The sequence below is a fragment of the Rhodoplanes roseus genome (genome assembly GCF_003258865.1).
Taxonomy (GTDB): Bacteria; Pseudomonadota; Alphaproteobacteria; order Rhizobiales; family Xanthobacteraceae; genus Rhodoplanes; species Rhodoplanes roseus.
The window spans coordinates 1-280 of the sequence record NZ_NPEX01000781.1 but is presented as its reverse complement, the minus strand read 5'-3'; the positions used below and the strand labels follow the sequence as shown (position 1 = coordinate 280).

Sequence of the window (280 nt, the reverse complement as noted above, 5' to 3'; positions counted from 1 at the left end):
GCACGCCGTCGATCTTCAGCCTCGGCGGCGATCTCGACCTCTTCTCGCGGTTGATCCGGGCGCGGGACGAGGAGGGGCTGCGCGATTATGCGCATGCCTGCGCCAAGATGACCTACCTCAATTCCATCAGCGCCGATCTGCCGATCGTGACGATCGCGCTGGTGCAGGGACAGGCGCTCGGGGGCGGGCTGGAATCGGCGCTGTCGTGCAATCTCATCATCGCCGAGAAGAGCGCGACTTTCGGGCTGCCCGAGGTGCTTTTCAATCTCTTCCCCGGAAT

Annotated in this window: 1 protein-coding gene; it reads left to right on the top strand. The window is 63.9% G+C overall.

The features are described 5' to 3' along the window. Nucleotides 1-280 (top strand): enoyl-CoA hydratase-related protein (locus CH341_RS32380; protein ID WP_210208728.1); only part of this gene is annotated, 280 nt, incomplete at both ends.